This window comes from Streptomyces albipurpureus (assembly GCF_023701525.1).
GTDB classification, from domain to species: domain Bacteria; phylum Actinomycetota; class Actinomycetes; order Streptomycetales; family Streptomycetaceae; genus Streptomyces; species Streptomyces albipurpureus.
On sequence record NZ_JAMQAW010000133.1, the window covers coordinates 1 to 1,124 of the forward strand.

At 71.2% G+C, this 1,124-nt stretch carries 1 protein-coding gene; it reads right to left on the reverse strand.

What is annotated here, in order from left to right:
• The coding region (locus tag NBG84_RS40300) for an amino acid adenylation domain-containing protein (RefSeq protein ID WP_250924716.1) at positions 1 to 1,124 on the reverse strand (1,124 nt) is incomplete at both ends.

A 1,124-nucleotide genomic window follows, 5' to 3' on the forward strand; every position in this document is an offset into this window, starting at 1 on the left:
CGGTCCAGGCCGAGTACTTCGGCGAACAGGGTGGCCAGGGCTTCTTCGCGGGGGGTGCGGGGGGGTCGGAAGGCTGTGGTGGAGGTGAGGTCGGGGGTGGGCAGGGCCTGGTGGTCGAGCTTTCCGTTGGGGGAGAGGGGGAGGCGGTCGAGGGTGATGTAGGCGGCGGGGATCATGTAGTCGGGCAGGTGCTCGGCGAGGTGGTCGCGGAGCCGGGCGGGGTCGGGGGTGGTTTCGCCGGGGGCGGGGACGAGGTAGGCGGCCAGGTAGGGGGTGGTGTCGCGGGTCTGGTGGGGGACGACGGCGGCTTGGGTGATGTGGGGGTGGGTGGTGAGGGCGGTTTCGACCTCGGCGGGTTCGATGCGGTAGCCGCGGATTTTGACCTGGGTGTCGATGCGGCCCAGGTGGTGCAGTTCGCCGTCCGGGGAGAGGCGGGCGAGGTCGCCGGTGCGGTACATGCGGGAGCCGGGAGGTCCGTGGGGGTCGGGGATGAAGCGGTCGGCGGTCAGGGCGGGTTGGCCCTGGTAGCCGCGTCCGGCGCCGGCGAGGTAGAGCTCGCCTGGTGTGCCGGGGGGCAGCAGGGTCAGGCCGGGGCCGAGGATGTAGGCGCGTACCGCGGGGAAGGGCCGGCCGATGGGCACACTGGTGGGGTATGGCCGGTCGGGGTCCAGCAGGTGGGCGGTGGCGTAGAAGGTCTCGCTGGGGCCGTAGCTGTTGATGAGGCGGGCGGTGGGCCAGAGTGCGCGCGCCCGGTCGGCCAGGGTCGGGGTGAGTACTTCCCCGGAGATGTTGAGCGCGGTGGGTCGGATGCGGTCGCCGAGTTGGTCGATGAGTTCCTCGAAGGCGGAGGGTACCGAGCAGATGACGTCGGTGTCCCAGGTGTCGCGTTCGAGTAGTTCCAGCACGTCGCGCACGATCTCGACGCTGCCGCCGGTGGTGAGTGCGGAGAACAGCTCGAAGGTGGCGACGTCGAAGCCGAACGAGGCGGCGAGGAGGACCCGCTGGCCGGAGGTGATCGCGGCGTGCGTGACCAGGGTGTCCACGGCGTTGACCACGGTGGCGTGGGTGATGCCCACCCCTTTGGGCACGCCGGTGGAGCCGGAGGTGTAGACGACGAAGGCGAG